Source organism: Gammaproteobacteria bacterium (ex Lamellibrachia satsuma) (assembly GCA_019623805.1).
Lineage (GTDB): Bacteria > Pseudomonadota > Gammaproteobacteria > Chromatiales > Chromatiaceae > QGON01.
The window spans coordinates 2,601,393-2,620,101 of sequence record CP053680.1; the positions used below are offsets into that span (position 1 = coordinate 2,601,393).

12 protein-coding genes are annotated in these 18,709 nt (G+C 53.3%); all 12 read left to right on the forward strand.

The window, feature by feature from the left end; all coding sequences use genetic code 11:
• Positions 1–71: 71 nt before the first annotated feature.
• The 12 genes from HPY30_11370 (at position 72) to HPY30_11425 (ending at position 18,707) form a co-directional block, all read left to right on the forward strand.
• Positions 72–5,084 (forward strand): transporter substrate-binding domain-containing protein, encoded by a 5,013-nt coding sequence (locus tag HPY30_11370; protein QYZ66534.1) that lies wholly within the window; start codon positions 72–74, stop codon positions 5,082–5,084.
• A gap of 23 nt (positions 5,085–5,107) precedes the next feature.
• A complete protein-coding gene (locus HPY30_11375) occupies positions 5,108–6,172 on the forward strand; it encodes a two-component system response regulator (protein ID QYZ68015.1) in 1,065 nt (354 codons plus the stop codon).
• A 636-nt stretch (positions 6,173–6,808) separates the two neighbouring features.
• Positions 6,809–7,171 carry a response regulator gene (locus HPY30_11380; protein ID QYZ66535.1) on the forward strand — a complete coding sequence of 121 codons (363 nt, stop codon included), beginning with the start codon at positions 6,809–6,811 and terminating at the stop codon, positions 7,169–7,171.
• 44 nt (positions 7,172–7,215) lie between these two features.
• Entirely contained in the window at positions 7,216–9,318 is a 2,103-nt protein-coding gene (locus HPY30_11385) for a chemotaxis protein CheA (protein QYZ66536.1), read from the forward strand.
• Positions 9,319–9,333: 15 nt separating this feature from the next.
• Positions 9,334–9,843 carry a chemotaxis protein CheW gene (locus tag HPY30_11390; GenBank protein ID QYZ66537.1) on the forward strand — a complete coding sequence of 170 codons (510 nt, stop codon included), beginning with the start codon at positions 9,334–9,336 and terminating at the stop codon, positions 9,841–9,843.
• Between the two features lie 31 nt (positions 9,844–9,874).
• The gene (locus tag HPY30_11395) at positions 9,875–12,262 is read left to right on the forward strand and encodes a PAS domain-containing protein (GenBank protein ID QYZ66538.1); all 2,388 of its coding nucleotides are present in this window, start codon (positions 9,875–9,877) and stop codon (positions 12,260–12,262) included.
• A 41-nt stretch (positions 12,263–12,303) separates the two neighbouring features.
• Positions 12,304–15,336 carry a PAS domain-containing protein gene (locus HPY30_11400; protein ID QYZ66539.1) on the forward strand — a complete coding sequence of 1,011 codons (3,033 nt, stop codon included), beginning with the start codon at positions 12,304–12,306 and terminating at the stop codon, positions 15,334–15,336.
• Between the two features lie 54 nt (positions 15,337–15,390).
• Positions 15,391–15,879, forward strand: a complete 489-nt coding sequence (locus HPY30_11405; GenBank protein ID QYZ68016.1) for a chemotaxis protein CheW — start codon at positions 15,391–15,393, stop codon at positions 15,877–15,879.
• Between the two features lie 47 nt (positions 15,880–15,926).
• Complete coding sequence (locus tag HPY30_11410; GenBank protein QYZ66540.1) at positions 15,927–16,685, forward strand: ParA family protein; 759 nt, start codon at positions 15,927–15,929, stop codon at positions 16,683–16,685.
• Positions 16,682–17,110 carry an STAS domain-containing protein gene (locus tag HPY30_11415; protein QYZ66541.1) on the forward strand — a complete coding sequence of 143 codons (429 nt, stop codon included), beginning with the start codon at positions 16,682–16,684 and terminating at the stop codon, positions 17,108–17,110. The genes HPY30_11410 and HPY30_11415 overlap by 4 nt, the downstream gene beginning before the upstream one ends.
• A 24-nt stretch (positions 17,111–17,134) precedes the next feature.
• Positions 17,135–17,701 carry a hypothetical protein gene (locus tag HPY30_11420; protein ID QYZ66542.1) on the forward strand — a complete coding sequence of 189 codons (567 nt, stop codon included), beginning with the start codon at positions 17,135–17,137 and terminating at the stop codon, positions 17,699–17,701.
• A 169-nt stretch (positions 17,702–17,870) separates the two neighbouring features.
• Complete coding sequence (locus HPY30_11425) at positions 17,871–18,707, forward strand: protein-glutamate O-methyltransferase (protein QYZ68017.1); 837 nt, start codon at positions 17,871–17,873, stop codon at positions 18,705–18,707.
• The last annotated feature ends 2 nt before the right edge of the window (positions 18,708–18,709 follow it).

The following is an 18,709-nucleotide window of genomic DNA, read 5'->3' on the forward strand; positions in this document are numbered from 1 at the left end:
TGCTATTCTACCCGAGATATATCGGTATTGAATCAGGCCGGGTGGTTTCCAAATAAAATAGCAATGTATCGATGAGAACCAAAATTGACGGGAGGATCGCCAGGATGCGTCCATGGATTGGGTTGGTACTCGGATTACTGCTGTTGAGTCCCCTCTCGCTATTGGCTGAGACGGATCATTCCCAAGCGTTGAGAATTGGCTACCGGCTGGATAGTGCGCCGGTGCAGTTCCGTAATGAGCGGGGCGAGGCTGATGGCGCGCTCATTGACCTCTGGCGTCTCTGGTCCGCCGAGTCGGGCGTACCCCTGCGTTTTGTCGGTGGTTACAATAAAGCCACGCAGGAGATGTTGGTCTCCGGCCAGGTTGATGTGCTCGCCGGTCTGTTCGAGAGTGGCAAGCGGGCTGAACGGATGGATTTTTCCACGCCGATTCTCAGCAGTCCCTATTACTTATTTTACCATTCGGTTCTGGGCCACCTGCAGAGTATGGATGACCTGAAGGGACTCCCGGTTGGGGTGACCCGGGGCAGCTTTCACGAACAATATCTGCGGGAACACTATCCCGCGCTGACACTGGATCTCTACGACGGCTATCAGGATCTTTTCAAGGCGGCGCTTGAACAGCGTGTCCAGGCTTTCGTTACTCAGCCGAGCTACCTGCAGCGCTATCTGAAGAAAATTGATTCGCCGGAAATGTTCGGCAGACTGCGTCAGCCTCTCTATACCCGCGCCTACAAGGCGGCGGTGGCGAAAGGTGATGTGGCTCAGCTGGAGTCGGTCAACCGCTACCTCGATGAACTGAAGATTGAGGACCGCGCCGCCATTAGTCAGCGCTGGTTTGGTGTCACCGACCCTGCAGCGGATCAATCGGTGAAACTTGATTTGACCAAGGATGAGCAGGACTGGTTGGCTCGTCATCCCGTAATCGATATCGGTGTTGATGGCAACTGGCCACCTATCGATTTTATGGACAGGAATGGTATTCATAGTGGTATCGCAGCAGAGTACCTGAAACGTATTGGCACCATCGTTAATGTCGAGTTCAGGGTCTCCCCCGGACCCACCTTCAAACAGATGCTGAATCGTGTTCGTCAGGGTGAACTCAAGGTGGCTGCATCTGTGGTCAGGACCGATGAACGAGCTGCGGACCTGCTGTTTACCCAACCTTTTTTCACTGTACTCAAGGCGATAGTGACCCGCAGTGATACGGAAGGGATAAAAAACAAAGAGGGTCTGAAAGGGCAAACTGTGGCGGTGGAGGATGGTTTCTCAACTATGAGGCAGTTGCAGAAACAGCATCCTGGTATCACCCTGAAACTGTTCAAATCCACGGCGGATGCCCTCAAGGCCGTTTCCTGGGGAGATGCGGATGCCTATGTGGGTAACCGCTCCGTCGCCCAGTGGCTGATACGGCAGGAGCAGTTGAGTAACCTGAGGTTTTCCGGGGATCCGGGGTTGGGTCCTGCGCCGCAACGCTTTGCTGTCCATCGGGAATCTGAATGGGCGCCGTTGGTGGTGATTCTCGACAAGGCGTTAGTTTCCATCGATGTTGATGAACAGCAGCGGATCATGCAGAAGTGGCTGGGGGTGAAGGCAGAAGCCAAAGTCCCTGCACGGCAGTTGAATCTGACTCGGCGTGAAAAACAGTGGCTGGACGAACATTCCAAGATTCGCCTCGGCATTGATCCGGCCTGGCCGCCGATTGAAATGATGGATGCCAAAGGTCAACATCAAGGCGTCACAGCGGATTACATGAAAATAATTGGCGAGAGCCTCGGTCTGGATATTTCGGTCTCCCCCGGATTGAACTGGTCTCAAGTGCTGGAAGGGGCAAAACGCCATGAAATCGATCTGCTCCCCGCCCTTGTGGAGACAGAGGCTCGTCGGGAGTATCTGAATTTCACCGAATCCTATCTTGATTTTCCCTTTGTCATATTCGTCCGTGAGCGGGCGCCTTTCATCGGGGGGTTGGAAGACTTGGTGGGAAAGCGAGTTGCAGTGGAACGGGGTTATGTGACCCAGGAGTATCTCGAACGGGATTATCCGCAGCTACAACTGGTATTCGTGGAAAATACCCAGGCGGGCCTGGAAGGCCTCTCTCTGGGGCAGGTCGATGCCTATGTCGGCAACCTGGCGGTGGGCAGTTTTATCATCAATCGTGAAGGACTGAGCAACATCAAGGTAGCGGCTCCGACGCCCTACGATTACGCGCTCAGTATCGGCGTGCGCAAGGATTGGCCGGAACTGGTGCCGATTCTGCAGAAGGTGCTGGATAGTCTGACGCCGGAGGAGCGTACGGCAATCCGGCAGAAATGGCTTTCCATTCGTTATGAGATGCAGGTTGACTATACGCTGTTGTGGAAAGTGATTGCTGTTGCTGTCGTGATGCTTGCGTTTGCCCTGCTCTGGCTGTTTCAGGCACGAAGACGGCAGCGAATATTACAGCGTAGCGAAGAGCAGTTAAAAACGATCCTCAATACCATTCCCCTGGCGATTGTGGTCAGTGATTTCAAGGGCAGGATCCTGATCGCCAATCCCCACTCTTCTGCTGAGATTCAAACGGATGGCAGCAGCCTGGTGGGCCGTAACATGGCCGAGTTCTATCTGCATGCTGCAGATCGGGATTCAGTGATCGCGGAGATCAGGGAACAGGGCAGTATCCTGGGGCGGAATCTGCGTTTCCGTACAGATAAGGGTCACATCATAGAAGGGCTGCTCTCGGCCATACCTATTCGTTTTGGCGACGGGATTGCCAACCTCGGCATCCTGGTCAATCTCACTGAGCGGGTGAAGATGGAGCGAGAGTTGGCTGAGGCAAAAAAACAGGCCGAAGTGGCAAGCCGGTTCAAGAGTGATTTTCTCGCCAACATGAGCCACGAGATCCGCACCCCCATGAATGCCATCATCGGCATGAGCCATTTGACCCTGCAGACCGACCTCACGGCAAAACAGTTCGACTATGTGGAGAAGATACGTTTTTCCGCCCACAATCTGCTCGGCATCATCAACGACATCCTCGATTTCTCCAAGATCGAGGCGGGCAAACTGGATATCGAAGAGACCAACTTCAATCTGGACGATGTGCTGGAGAATCTTGCCGGCATGGTCAATATGAAAGCCGAAGAGAAGGGGCTGGAGATACTCTTCAAAAGGGATGTCACAGCGCCCAGCGCCCTTATTGGAGATCCGCTGCGATTGGGACAGATTCTGGTGAATCTGGTGCAAAACGCAATCAAGTTCACCCGTCAGGGAGAGGTGATTGTCGGCGTGGAGCTGGTAAAACAGCACCGCAAACATCTGCGGCTGAGATTCTCCGTTACCGATACGGGTATAGGTATCGAAGAGGAACGGATCCCGCATCTGTTCGATGCCTTTGTGCAGGCGGACAGTTCAACCACACGGGAGCATGGAGGCACCGGACTGGGGTTGAGCATCTGCCGGCAGCTTGTTGGTCTGATGGGAGGCGAGATCTCTGTCGAGAGCAAGGTGGATGCCGGTAGCCGATTTGAGTTTGTACTCGATTTTGGCCGCCAGGAGGGGGTATCGAGCCGAATATTTGAACCAGATCCGGATCTGCGCAACATGCGGGTTTTGCTGGTTGATGACAACCCTGCGGCGCAGAGTATTTTGCGGGAGATGATGGCTTCGTTCTCATTTAAGGTGGATGTCGTGGGATCGGCAGCGGCGGCCTATGAGGCACTGCTGGAAGCCGGTGCACGGGAGTTGCCGGAGCCGCTCCCATACGATCTCGTGGTGATGGATTGGCGAATGCCGGAAATCAATGGCATCGATGCGACGCGCCATATAAAAAATCATCTGGAGTTGATAGAGCAGCCGCGTTTTATCCTGATTACCGCCTTTGGGCGGGAAGATGTGCTGCAGCAGGCGGAAATGATCGGCTTCGATGGTGTGCTGATCAAACCCATCAATCCTTCCACGTTTTTCGACACCATTGTGTCGGCATTTCGCAATAAACGGGGGGGACTGCGCGTCAGATCTTCTATTGCATCTGAGGTCAAACGACTCAAAGGCAAGGTGCTGTTGGTGGAAGACAACAGCATCAACCAGCAGGTGGCGAGGGACTTGCTGGAGAGTTTTGGACTGCTGGTGGTGATTGCCGAGGATGGCGCGGTTGCTGTTCAGCAGGTGCAGGAGACGGATTTCGATTTGGTTTTTATGGATGTGCAGATGCCTGTGATGGATGGGTATGAGGCGACCAGTGCCATCCGTGCAAAGTCGGAGTTCGAGAAATTACCGATCATTGCCATGACCGCCCATGCCATGGTTGGGGATCGCGAACGTTGTCTGGCGGCTGGCATGGATGACTATCTGTCTAAGCCGATCGACCCGGAAGCGCTGTTTGCGATGCTGAAGCGATGGCTCGATGATGAGGTTCAACGGCAACAGAAAATGTTCTCTGACGGTGCTGACGAGGGTATCACCCTGCCTGAGCAGCTGCCGGGTATCGGGCTGGCGTGGGGGCTGCAACGGGTAGGCGGAAATCGTGTTTTATATATCAAACTGCTGGGAGATTTTCAGCGCAAGTACCAGGGATGCTGCAGAGTATTGACTGACTATCTGGAGGCTGGGGACACAGTCTCTTCCCGACGCTACGCCCATACCCTTCAGGGGGTTGCAGGCAATATCGGCGCCAAAGCGTTGCAGGAGGCGGCAAGGAAGCTGGAGGAGGCGGTCCGACAGGATGACATACAGGATCAATCACTACTCATTGAACAGTTGTGTGAGTCCGCCAATATGGTCTTTGAGGGGCTGGCTTCTTGCGTGAGTCAGTGGAAGAAGACGGAGCAGGAGATGGAGGTCGGGCAGGAAAAGGAATCTATTTCCATTTTGGAGATAGGGGGTATACTGCGAAAAATGTTACGTCTGCTGCAAGAGGGGGATTCGGAAGCGGGTCTGTTGTTGCAGCCAATGACAGCCTTTGCCCGCACAGAGCCGGAGATAGCGAGGCAGATCGATTCACTGCGCGGGCAGATCGATGATTATGAGTTCGAGGAGGCACTGGTTACCTTAAACCAGATCGCAGGATGGTTAGAGATCCCTTTACATAGAGAGCGAGTAGAGTGAATGAGTCAAAGCCCAGAATTCTGATCGTTGACGACGAGAGTTTCTACCTTGATGTGCTGGTAAACCTGTTGAATGGAGAGTATCGGCTCTCGATTGCCAAAGATGGTGAGCAGGCGCTGAAACGGGCTGGCAGCGCCACCCCCCCCGATCTTATTTTGCTCGATGTGCTCATGCCGCAGATGGATGGTTACGAGGTATGCCACCACCTCAAGGCTGACGAGCGAACGGCCAACATCCCAGTGGTCTTTCTTACCGTAAAAGGTGAGGTGGATGACGAGATCCGGGGGTTTGAGCTGGGCGCTGTGGATTACATCACCAAGCCTATGAGTCCGCCGATCGTGCGTTCAAGGGTCAAGACCCATCTGGCACTCGCTCAAGCGCGTCATGTGCTGGAGAATCAAAACCAGGTGCTGGAACAGCGGATTCGCGAACGCACCATGGAGATCTCCCGAACCCAGGATGTCGCCATCTTCTGCATGGCCTCCCTGGCGGAGACACGGGACAACGAAACAGGCAACCACATCCGCCGTACCCAGCACTACATACGACTGCTTTCAGAATATCTCAAGGACCATCCCAGGTTTCGGGCACACCTCAATGACGCGACCATCGATCTGCTGTTCAAGTCGGCGCCGTTGCACGATATCGGTAAAGTCGGTGTGCCGGACCGGATTCTGCTCAAGCCCGCCTCACTCGATCCCGATGAGTGGGACGAGATGAAACGTCATCCTCAGTATGGCTATGATGCCCTGTTACGGGCCGAAGAGGAGTTGGGCAGTTCCAGTTTTCTGCGGGTGGCCAGAGAGATTGCGCTGACACATCATGAACATTGGGACGGCAGTGGTTATCCCGCAGGGTTGCGAGGGGATAATATTCCGGTGGCTGGACGCCTGATGGCGCTGGCGGATGTCTACGATGCGCTGATCAGCCGCCGGATATATAAAGCGCCATATTCCCATGAGTCTGCGGTGGAAATCATCCTGCAGGAGCGTGGTGCCCATTTTGATCCAGCGGCGGTGGATGCGTTTGAACACTTGCAGGATGAGTTTCACCGGATTGCGCAGGAGTTTTCCGACCGGGAGGTATGAGTGTTTCCTGGTGTTTTGGGTGGTTTTGTGTCGCTATGCGACGTTTTTTCTAACTGAGCTTTCTTTCCACGGTCGTTATTTTCCTCTTTTCCTGACAGCGCGTTTTTCGCCCTGCTGGGCGAGTTACTTTTCTTTTTCGTGAAAAGAAAAGTAACCAATAATTTGCTTGGAGCAAATTATCGCGTAAGCCCCGAAGGGGGGAAGCACACGGATGTGCTGAACAAAAGAAAGCACGCCCGACTGTCATGCCCTACGGGCCGCTGCGATGCTCGCACCCGATAGGGTGGCGTGGTGGAGCAATGGTTTTGGTTACTTTTCCCGAAAGAAAAGTAAACTGCCGTAGGGGCGCGGAAGCCCCGTAAAACAAAAGCGTCGCATAGCGACACAAAACCACCCAAAACACCAGGAAACACTCCCCAACCCGACTCCCACAGAAACACAATCCCCCCAAAACCCCTTTTTAACCACCGATTGCTGAAAAACTTTTCAACATCCCCCCTAAAGAAAGGCTTTCCAGGGCCGATAGCCTGCATGAACCCAAGGTGTTGCCGGGACGGATTTCTGTCCTAAATTGCCGGAAAAAAGGTAATTCAAGGTAACCCGGAAAATTATTATGCCTATTCCAGGAGAAACAGCATGGCAAGCATTCTTGCAGTTGATGATTCGGCCTCCATGCGCCAGATGGTGTCCTTTACCTTGAAAGGTGCAGGATTTGATGTTGTTGAAGCGGTCGATGGTATCGATGCCTTGAGCAAAGCCAAAGGTCAGAGCTTCAATCTCGTTATTACTGACGTCAACATGCCTAACATGGATGGAATCAGCCTGATCAAGGAGCTTAGAGGCCTGCCGGCTTTCAAATTTACGCCTCTTTTGATGCTGACCACCGAGTCAGGAAACGATAAAAAACAACAGGGAAAGATGGCGGGGGCGACGGGTTGGATCGTCAAGCCTTTCAATCCGGATCAGTTGCTTGCGACAGTTAAGAAGGTATTGGGCTAAGCGTTCGTGCCTGTAATCACTGTCAACAAGAGGAGGGTGTTTTCATGTCGATAGACATGGCGCAATTCCATCAGGTCTTCTTCGAAGAGAGTTTTGAAGGCCTCGATATCATGGAGTCCGGGTTGCTTAATATGGATCCGGGAACCGTTGATGATGAGGAGATCAACTCGATCTTCCGTGCCGCTCATTCCATCAAGGGAGGCAGCGGCACCTTCGGATTCAACGATATCTCCAGTTTCACCCATATCATGGAAACGCTGCTGGACGAGATGCGGGATGGCCGCCGTCCGGTTACCCCCGAGGCTGTTGATGCATTGCTTCGGTCAGTGGATGTGCTGCGTGACATGTTGGCCGCCACCAGTGATGACGGTGAAGTGGATGAGGAGAGGGTTCAGGAGCAGAAGTCTGAACTGGAACAGATCCTCAACGGCAAGCCCGGAGAGGTTGCGACAGATGTCGGTGCAGCGGCACAGCCGGTTGGGGGCGTCGAGGTCAGGCCAATCGGCTGGCATATCGTATTCCGACCGCTTCCCCATATGCTGCGTACCGGAAACGATCCGTTACGCATCATTCGTGAACTGGCGGAACTGGGTGATCTCAAGTCCGAAGGTGATATCAGCGCCCTGCCGGCGCTCTCCAGCTATGAGCCTGAAGACAGCTATCTCTCATGGGATCTGCATCTTCACGGTGATGTGGAGAAACAGGCAATCGACGATATCTTCGACTGGGTCGAGGATGATTGCGAATTGATTATTATGCCGTTACTGCCTGAAGGTGAACCTGAGGTGGCAATGGTTTCTGCGGCAGTGGTGCCTGCAGTCAGTGAACCGGAGGCGCCGGCCGTACAGGCTGCGCCACCACCGGTGGAGCGACGCAGTAAGAAAGATCGTCGTTCCAGTAAGGATCGCCGCACCAACGATCGTCGTCAGTCTGGCGGCAGTAGTGGCGGCGGTTCCATTCGTGTCGAAATCTCCAAGATCGACGCCCTTATTAATATGGTCGGCGAACTGGTCATCACCCAGTCGATGCTGAGCATGCTGGGTGAGGATTTCGAAATGGACAGGCTGGAACGTCTCAATGACGGTCTGGCACAGCTTGAGCGTCACACCCGTGAATTGCAGGAGAGTGTGATGCAGGTGCGCATGTTGCCCATCAGCTTCACCTTCAGCCGCTTTCCCCGCTTGGTGCATGACTTGAGCAGCAAGCTTGGCAAGAAGATTGAACTGAAGATGACCGGCGAGAACACCGAGGTGGACAAGACAGTGATCGAAAAGATCGGTGATCCGCTGGTCCATCTGGTGCGTAACAGCCTCGATCACGGCATTGAGATGCCCGAAGAGCGGCTTGCAGCAGGTAAGCCGGAGACCGGGACAATCAATCTCAGCGCCTCCCATAAAGGGGGCAATATCGTCATCGAGATTCGCGACGATGGCCAGGGCCTGAATCGTGACAAGATCGAAGAGAAGGCACTCGAAAAAGGGATCATCGATGAAGATCACAACCTCTCCGACCAGCAGATATATGAACTGATCTTTGCAGCAGGCTTCTCCACCGCCGATGTGGTGAGTGATGTCTCTGGTCGTGGTGTCGGCATGGATGTGGTGCGTAAGAACATCAATGAGCTGGGGGGTGGCATCGAGATTGAGTCCGATCCCGGTAAGGGTTCGGCGATAATCATCCGTCTGCCGCTGACGCTGGCTATTCTCGATGGCCAGACAGTGACCGTGGCGGATGAGACCTACATCGTGCCCCTGGTCTCCATTATCGAATCGATCCAGGTGAAGGCAGATCAGATCAACCGAGTGGCGGGCAAGGGTGAGACCTTCAAACTGCGGGACGAGTTTCTGCCTATCCTGCGCCTGCATGAACTTTTCGGTATCGAAAATCCCAAGGCCTCAAGTTTGGAAGAGGGGCTGTTGGTGGTTGTGGAAGGTGATGGCCGTCACTGTGGCCTCTTCGTGGATGACCTGCTTGGACAGCAGCAGGTGGTGATCAAATCTCTGGAGGCCAACTACCAGCGTGTGGACGGTATCTCCGGCGCGACCATCCTAGGTGATGGTTCGGTGGCCCTGATCCTGGATATCCCCGGCCTGCTGCGTCTGGCGGCCGAGACCGGAGCGGACAGCGCAGCGAAACAGACTGCCTGATAGAGAGATATTGAGATGAATGAACCTCAAGCAAAGATTGTAGCGGCACTGGAGAACCAGGGCGATGAGTACCTGACCTTCCGACTCGGTGATGAGGATTACGGTGTCGATATCCTGCGGGTGCAGGAGATTCGCGGATGGGAAACGGCCACCCGGATCCCCAACTCGCCGGGATATGTAAAGGGCGTGGTCAATATGCGTGGCTCCATTGTGCCGATCTTCGACATGCGGCAGCGATTGGGGATGGAGGTGCGTCCCTACAGTAAAAATACGGTGGTCATCGTGCTGCGGGTAAAGAGTGATAGAGGTGAGCGCAATATGGGCGTGGTGGTGGATGAGGTCTCCGATGTCCTCAGTACCCAGAAAGACCGCATCCGCAACACACCGGAATTCGGCGGCGGCATTGCAACCGATTATATCTCCGGCCTGGCGGATGCCGGCGACAAGATGATCATGCTCCTGGATGTGGACAAGCTACTCAACCAGGGCGAACAGACAGAATCAGAGAATGAGGACGCCGCTTGAAGCGGGTCACGGAAATCGCGGGAGATAGACAGTGAAGATTAACCAGCCTGTTACCAACAATGAACATCAGATGAAACCGGGCAGCATCCTGGTCTCCAAGACTGATCTCAAAGGCGTCATTACCTACTGCAACAAGGATTTTGTTGAAATCAGTGGATTCAGCCGGAAAGAGTTGTATGGCAAAAGCCATAATATTGTGCGGCATCCCGATATGCCGCCCCAAGCCTTTCAGGATCTCTGGGACACAAGTAAAGCCGGCAAGCCCTGGACCGGCATCGTAAAGAATCGTTGCAAGAATGGCGACTACTACTGGGTTAAGGCAAATGTAACGCCGTTACGCACCAATGGCCGGGTCACCGAATACATGTCGGTGCGTACCCCGCCGACTCGTGAGGAGATCGCGGCAGTTGAGCCGCTCTACCGTGACCTGCTGGCAGACAGTAAAAAAGACCTGGCACCCAAAGGGCTGGCGAAGCTGAGTGCAGGTTTCAAGCGGCTGAGCATCAGGTTCCTGCTCACCAGCACTGTTTTACTTACCGTGCTTATGTTCGGTTTGCTGGCAGGCATGATTTTTATGGGTGTTTCCCAAGTGCTGATCTACGGACTGCTCGGGAGCATGGCGGCTGCCACCCTTGTTTTCGGTCTGGCACTGACTTCATATATCACCAAGCCCATGGCCTATGTCCAGGATAAGCTGAACCAGATCAGCGAGGGCAACTATTTCGACTGGGTCGAGACCGATCGCAACGATGAGATCGGCAGGATGATTCAGACAATCAAATCGACCCAGATCAAACTTGGGTTCGATGTCATGGATGCCCGCGAAACGGCGAATGATGCGATCCGTCTGCAGGAGGCGCTCAATAACAGCTCGACCAGTATCACGGTTTCTGACAAAGACAACATCCTGATCTTCCTGAACAAGTCGGCCCATCGGCAGTTTGATGAACTGGGAGAAAATATTCACAGCCAGGGCAAACCATTTGATACCGATGAGTTGATTGGTACCAGCCTCTCTGATTTTTTTCCCGATGAGACCCTGGCGGAGATGTACCGGATCCAGCTTACCGATACCCGCACCAGTCGCTTCGATGCCTGGGGCCACAACTTCAAACTGATTACCAGTCCAGTCTACGATAACGATGGCGACTATCAGGGTAGTGTGACCCAGTGGATCGAGATTACCGATGAGCTGAAGGTTGAAAAAGAGATCGACGGTATCGTGATGGCCGCCAAAGGTGGTGATCTTACGCAGCGTATCTCCATGGAGGGCAAGAGCGGCTTCTTTGAGGATCTGGGACGGGGTATCAATGAACTGATCGAAGCTACCAGTGATGTGTTTGGTGATATTGCCAGCGCCATGCAGAGCATGGCTGCGGGTGACCTGACCAACCCCATCCACCGTGATTACGCCGGGACTTATGGCGCGGTAAAAAACAACGTCAATGAGACCATCTCCAATCTGGAGAAAACTGTTGTCAAACTGCGGGAGTCCGCCGATGTCATCACCACGGCTGCGGGTGAGATATCGTCCGGCAACAACAACCTGTCTGCACGTACTGAACAGCAGGCGAGCAGTCTGGAAGAGACGGCCTCCAGCATGGAAGAGCTGACCAGCACCGTGCGTAACAATGCAGACAACGCCCAGCAGGCAAACCAGTTGGCAAGCAGTGCCAGGCAGACTGCCGAGCATGGCGGCGATGTGGTAAGTCGCGCAGTGCAGGCAATGGATGCCATCAACACCTCAAGCAACAAGATTGCCGAGATCATCGGTGTCATCGACGAAATCGCCTTCCAGACCAATCTGCTGGCACTCAACGCCTCAGTCGAGGCGGCCCGTGCCGGTGAGCAGGGCAGGGGGTTTGCCGTGGTCGCCACCGAAGTGCGTAATCTTGCAGGCCGCAGTGCCACGGCGGCAAAAGAGATCAAAGAGTTGATTCAGGACAGTGCGGGCAAAGTGAAAAACGGTGCGGAACTGGTCAATGAGTCGGGCGAAACCCTGGAAGAGATCGTCAACAGCGTGAAGAAAGTGGGCGACATCATCTCCGAGATCGCCGCTGCCAGCCAGGAACAGTCTGCGGGTATCGATCAGGTCAATCAAGCGGTCACCAGTATGGATGAAGTGACCCAGCAAAACGCTGCCCTGGCAGAACAGACTTCGGCGGCAGCCGCCTCCATGAGCGAAAAGGCTCAGGATATGGATGGCATGATGAACTTCTTCAAGGTGAGCGGCGGCAGCCGAATGGCCGCCGCAAGACAGCCGACAGCGCACACGAAACCTGTGGTTTTGGTTAGGAGTGCTACGCCTGCGCCCAAGCCTGTGCCAAGTGATAAACCCGCAGTGCAGGCAGCGGCCAGCAGCGTTACCCAAATTACTCCGGTAGCGGAGGGTGAAGGTGATGAGTGGGAAGAGTTTTGATTGTGTGGGTATGGAAATTACCTGTTGAGAGAATCAGCTGAATGAAGATTAACGAACCGAATACCGGAAAAGAGATCCCCATGCCAGACGATATGATTATCGTCTCCAGGACCGATCTCAAGGGCATAATCACCTATGCTGACAGTGCATTTGTGGAGATGGCGGGCTTCAGTGAAGCTGAATTGGTCGGCAAGAACCACAATATCATCCGGCATCCCGATGTGCCTGCCGCAGCGTTCCAGGATCTATGGGTAACCATACAGGCAGGCAATCCCTGGACCGGTATCGTAAAAAACCGTGCCAAGAATGGTGATCACTATTGGGTAAAAGCCAATGTGATTCCAATCTTTGAGCATGGGCAAGTCAAAGAGTATATGTCGGTGCGCACCAAACCTACACAGGAGGAGGTTCGGGGTGCCGAGTCACTCTATGCAGCGATCAATGGTGGCTCCTTCAAGGGTGACGGACTTTTGACCCGCATGTTCAAGTCCCTGTTTAATCTGCCCCTGCTGAAGAAGTTTTATCTGGTGATGGCATTTATGGCGGTCAGCTTTCTGCTATCCGGTCTGGTTGCCTGGTTACCGATGCATGAGGCTGAAGCGCAGTGGCACGGATATCAGACTGAGGTTGCCGAAAGGCAGTCACTGTTGTCAGAGATGAAGTCTCAGTTCGGTTATGGTGGAGCGATCCACAACTTCAAGAACTATGTGCTTCGGGGCGCGCAGAAGTATGCGGATCGCTTCAAAACGAACCACCAGTCTCTGCTCGTCGCGCTGGATCAGTATGGTCGCTTGAGCGGGCTGACGGAGGATGAGCGAACGGCATTGGCAGGTATTCGCAGTGTTGCGGATAACTATCGGGTTATGCTCGACAAGATTCAACCGATGGTGATGGGGCAGGCGTCTGCTGGTGCCATCGACAAGGTGGTAAAGGTCAGCGATAAACCTGCGCTTGAGGGTTTCGGTGCACTCAATGCCGCATATGAAAAGATGACGACTGCCCGCACCCGGACGTTGGGAGAGACCATTGGTTTTGGCAAGTTCATTTCATCAGCCATGCCGCCGGTTGGCTTCGTAATCCTGGCGCTGTTTTTCTACCTGGCCCTACAGCGTGGTGTGCTGAAACCTTTGCAGGCCTCACAGGGCTTTTTTCGACGCATCGCTGAGGGACACTATGCCGATGATATCGAACTGCGCCGCGGGGATGAGATTGGAGATCTCTATCGCGGCATCAAGTCGATGCAGACGAAACTGGGCTATGACGTGAATGAGGCACGTGAACGGGCCGACAGCTCCGCCCGTATCAAAACTGCGCTGGATAATGTCTCCAGTTGCGTGATGATGGCCGATAATGACCGCAATATCTTCTATATGAACAAGCGGGTCAAGAAGCTGTTTAAAGAGGCGGAAGAGGATATCCGCAAAGATCTCACGGAATTCGATGCCGATCATTTGATGGGCGCCAGTATCGATGCTTTCCACAAACACCCCGGGCACCAGGCGAAGATGCTTGCAACCCTTTCCCAGACACATAAGTCAGAGTTGATGGTGGGTGGCCGCACCATGCGTATCGTCGCCAATCCGGTTATTGCGGAAGATGGTAAACGTCTGGGTACAGCGGTGGAGTGGAGTGACCGTACCGAAGAGGTGGCAGTCGAGAATGAGCTGGAGAATATCGTGGCAGCCACCCTGCATGGTGACTTGTCGCAACGGGTCGAACTGGAAAACAAGACGGGTTTTTTCAAGCATCTGGGACAGGGCATCAATGCTTTGATCGAACAGATAAACAGTGTTTTCAATGATGTTGCCGTCACGCTGCAGCGGGTCTCCAATGGAGATCTAAGTGAGCGGATCAATAGCCAATACAGCGGCACTTTCGGTGAGGTGAAAGATAACGTCAATGAGACCATGGACAATCTGCGCAGCATAATTACTGATCTGCGGGATTCGATGGATGTGGTGCGAACGGCTTCAGGTGAAATTTCATCAGGTAATAACAGCCTCTCCAGCCGTACCGAGCAACAGGCCAGCAGTCTTGAAGAGACTGCCTCCAGCATGGAAGAGTTGACCAGCACGGTGCGCAACAATGCCGGCAACGCCCAGCAGGCAAACCAGCTTGCAGGAAGTGCCAGAAAAACCGCAGAGAAAGGTGGTGAGGTGGTACAGCGGGCAGTGTCGGCAATGGATGAAATCAATGAGGCCAGCAACAGGATTGCCGAGATCATCGGTGTGATCGACGAGATCGCTTTTCAGACCAATCTGCTGGCGCTGAATGCCTCGGTCGAAGCGGCACGCGCCGGTGAACAGGGACGGGGTTTTGCCGTGGTCGCCACCGAGGTACGTAACCTTGCCGGCCGCAGTGCGACTGCTGCTAAAGAGATCAAGGAGTTGATTCAGGACAGTGCGCACAAAGTACAAATCGGTTCTGCGTTGGTCAATGAATCCGGTGAGACACTTGGTGAGATCGTCGTCGGCGTCAAGAAGGTGGGAGACATCGTTTCGGAGATTGCCGCATCGAGTCAGGAGCAGGCGACGGGTATCGATCAGGTCAACCAAACGGTGACCAGCATGGATGAGATGACTCAGCAGAATGCCGCGCTGGCGGAACAGACCTCTGCGGCAGCCTCATCCATGAGGGATAAAGCCCAGGAGATGGATGGTCTGATGAATTTCTTCAATCTCGATATTAAAGTACAGGCAGAGGTGACTCACAGCGTAAATCATGCCGACTTTGATTTTCATGCAGCCAGAGCGGCTCATCTCTCATGGAAAATGCGGTTACGGGAATTTCTCGATGGCAATGAAAGCATGAGCAATGATGAGGCAGTATCCCATCGTGATTGTGCGCTGGGAAAATGGCTCTACGGTTTTGCCATGGCAGAGTATGGCCATATTCAGCAGATGCAGGAGATGGAGCGGTTGCATGAAGAGATGCATGGCATCATCAAGGGTGTGGTATCGCTGAAGAATGCCGGATCCATAGTGGAGGCGGAAGAAGCCTATAGCGGCATCGGGCCGCTATCCGAACAGATCGTGGGTCTACTTAAACAGGTAGAGGATCAGGTGGATGTTTGACCGATCGATACAACAGGTTATCAGGAGAGCGAAATGACCCCGGCTGAAACAACAGTGAGTGAAGCAGAAACATCTGTCGGAGTGGGTGGTCAGTATCTCAGCTTTACGCTTGGCGGAGAGGATTATGGTGTGGACATTCTGCGGGTGCAGGAGATCAAGGGTTGGGAGGCCGTGCGTCCGCTTCCTGATACGCCGGACTATGTAAAAGGCGTGCTGGATCTGCGCGGAGAGATTGTGCCGATTATCGATCTGCGAACCCGTCTCAGGCTTGATCATGCCGAATATACACCGACTACGGTAACCATTGTGTTGACTGTGGAGAGTAAACGCGGGCAGAACTTCGTCGGCATTGTTGTTGACGGGGTTTCAGATGTGCTTGATGTGCCAGGAGACGATGTACGAGCTGCGCCTGATCTGGGTACTCACATCAATACAAAATACATCATAGGCATGGTTACCCAAGGTGAGCGCATGGTTGTGCTGCTGAATGTCGACAAGCTCTTTAATCCTGACGAGTTAGGATTGCCGGCGAGTATTGGTTAAGTATTGTGCCGTGAAAGCGAAGAGACGGAATAGGAGTGATTTGATTCATGCGCAGGATTGCAGTCATCAACCAGAAGGGTGGGGTGGGAAAGACCACGATTACCACCAATCTGGGGCATGCACTGGCCCTGCTCGGGCATCGTGTCACTGTGATCGATCTGGATCCTCAGGGTCAGCTGGCGGCGAGTTTCGGTATCTTCCGGCCACCATCGAAAGGTATCGGCCAAGTGCTTCTGGAAGGGCTGGATATCGAATCCGTACGAGTCAGTGCCAGGGATCTGGTGACTTTGATACCTGCTGGAAACAGGTTGCATAAAGTGGAGGAGTTGCACGAAGGCGGCGCAACGCGTGCGCGCTTGTTACAGGCCGCGCTGCAGGAAAAGCTGCAGGATCAGGCGTTCGTGTTATATGACTGCCCGCCCTCCTCCGGAATGTTGGTGGCGAATGCAGTATTTGCGGCAGATGAGGTGTTGATACCGGTCACTGGAGACTATCTCTCTCTCAATGGGCTGGCAAAAATGATGGCAACACTGAAAAAATTTGAGCCTTTTTTGGAAAAACCCCTACAACAGTGGATTGAGCTAAGTCGTTTGATTCCGCGTCGGCGGCTTGCCAAAGAGGTACAGGCCAAAGTGCTTGAGCATTTTCCGGGACGTGTGTTGGCGACGCCGATTCGTGAGGCGGCGGTGATGGCGGAGTGCCCGGGCGCGGGGCGGACGATCTTCGAATACAGAGGTTCAAGTCGCTCGGCAAAAGAATTCAACTTACTCGCACAGGATGTAGTTGAGAGGAGAACCATGCAATGACGACACGGAATAAAAGTAGTGACCCGGTAATGAATCATGACCCACTTCAGGAAATGGAGTCGTCAGCGGAACCGGCGGATGACGGGGAGGGATTGAATGCTACTTCCCCTGGTGTTGAAGCAACAGTACCAGCTGCAAAAGAGAATGTTGTGTCATTGGGCGAAAGCCTGACCATTCAGGAAGTGGCCGGGATGCGGGAAACATTGAGGCAATCGCTCGAACTGGGTGGTACCGTGACCTTGAATGCCGGGGAAGTCGATCAGGTGGATGGCGCAGGCATTCAACTTTTATGCACCTTTGCAAAAGAGGCTGTGAATCAACATATCGAAATAAAATGGGGCGCAACAACGGAGAAGCTGCAATCTGCAGCTGAACTGTTGGGATTGGCTGAAGTCTTGAAGCTGTCAATAAAAGAAGCGGCATGAATCGATGGGGATCGGAGAAACCTGATGAATAAAGCATCAATAGCGCCATCGACGGCGAAGCAACCTGATCTTGATTGGAGTCAGGTGCGGGAAACAATGCGAATGCTCAATCTCGCAGTTGCACAGATCGATATGGCAATGCGGGAAGGCGAGGAGTCGATTCAAACACTCAGTGAATCTTTTACCTCAATGATCGCCAGTGTGGGCGCCATTGCGCAGACCGCCGGTCAGTTACAGTGCCGGGATGAAAATGCCGGGGTGATAACCATAATCGAGCAGGAAGGGGCAGATGTATCAGCCAAGATGCAGGCAAGCATCATGGCATTCCAGTTTTACGATAAGCTTTCGCAGCGGCTCTCTCATGTGAACCATGCACTTGAGGCGTTGGGGGAACTGGTGGGTGATCAGGGTAGACTCTATAACCCACATGAGTGGACCGATCTGCAAGGTAAAATCAGGGCGCGCTACAGCATGCGAGAAGAGCAGGAGATGTTTGACGCCTTGCTGTCCGGCGCCACCATAGAACAAGCGCTGCAGATGGGGATTGAAGCGATGCATGAGGCAGAAGACGATGATATCGAACTGTTTTAAAACGCCGTTCTTGATCTATTCAGAACGACATGAACTCAAAACTTGAATTAAACAAATCACGAAGCAGTTCGGAGTAGGCACGCAGGGGCACAGCATGGGATTTCTTTGCTGTATTCTGTGTGCGACATAACCCGACCTACAGAAAAACAGATTGAAGGACCAAACAGCAATGCGCGACAGAGAGTTTGAGTTTACCCGTGCGGACTTTGAGTTTTTACGCGGCATTGCGAACCAGCGTACCGGTATAGTCGTCTCCGATGATAAATTCGATATGTTCTATTCCCGACTATCGCGCCGGGTACGCAAACTTGGGATGGCAACCTTCAGTGAATATTGCGACCTGATACGCGCTAACCAGGATGGAGATGAAATGGTGGAGTTGGTCAACTCCATCACGACCAATCTCACAGCTTTTTTTCGCGAAAACCACCACTTCGAGTATCTTGCCAATACAGTGATTCCGGAATTGCTGGCGAAAAATTCCGCTGAACGGAATATCCGCATCTGGTCTGCCGGTTGTTCTACCGGCGAAGAACCCTATTCACTCTCCATTACTTTGAATGAAGTCCTGGCACAAGTTGCTGGATGGGACGTGAAGGTTCTTGCTACAGATATTGACTCCAATGTACTTGCCCGTGCTGCAAGTGGTGTCTATCCGATGGAAAGAGTAAATGGATTGGACAAAGCGCGTCTGAGACGTTGGTTTCAGAAGGGTAAAGGGGAGCTTGGCGGCAAGGCGAGATTGAAGCCTGAGGTTTGCAGACTGATCGAGTTTGGCCAACTGAACCTGATGCAGAAATGGTCGGTTGATTCACCCAAGGATGTGATCTTCTGTCGCAACGTAATTATCTATTTCGATAAGGAGTCAAAGATTAAGCTGATTGATCGTTATGCCGATAACCTGAAAGTGGGTGGCTATCTTTTTATTGGGCACTCCGAATCACTGTTCAAACTCACAGATCGTTTTGAATTGATAGGCCAGACAATCTATCGAAAGGTGAAATAGCA

Excerpts from the sequence above, each read along its gene's own strand:
- HPY30_11370 (QYZ66534.1), top strand. The coding sequence starts at position 72 with ATGAGAACCAAAATTGACGGGAGGATCGCCAGGATGCGTCCATGGATT.
- HPY30_11380 (QYZ66535.1), top strand. The coding sequence starts at position 6,809 with ATGGCAAGCATTCTTGCAGTTGATGATTCGGCCTCCATGCGCCAGATG.
- HPY30_11385 (QYZ66536.1), top strand. The coding sequence starts at position 7,216 with ATGTCGATAGACATGGCGCAATTCCATCAGGTCTTCTTCGAAGAGAGT.
- HPY30_11390 (QYZ66537.1), top strand. The coding sequence starts at position 9,334 with ATGAATGAACCTCAAGCAAAGATTGTAGCGGCACTGGAGAACCAGGGC.
- HPY30_11400 (QYZ66539.1), top strand. The coding sequence starts at position 12,304 with ATGAAGATTAACGAACCGAATACCGGAAAAGAGATCCCCATGCCAGAC.
- HPY30_11410 (QYZ66540.1), top strand. The coding sequence starts at position 15,927 with ATGCGCAGGATTGCAGTCATCAACCAGAAGGGTGGGGTGGGAAAGACC.
- HPY30_11415 (QYZ66541.1), top strand. The coding sequence starts at position 16,682 with ATGACGACACGGAATAAAAGTAGTGACCCGGTAATGAATCATGACCCA.
- HPY30_11420 (QYZ66542.1), top strand. The coding sequence starts at position 17,135 with ATGAATAAAGCATCAATAGCGCCATCGACGGCGAAGCAACCTGATCTT.
- HPY30_11425 (QYZ68017.1), top strand. The coding sequence starts at position 17,871 with ATGCGCGACAGAGAGTTTGAGTTTACCCGTGCGGACTTTGAGTTTTTA.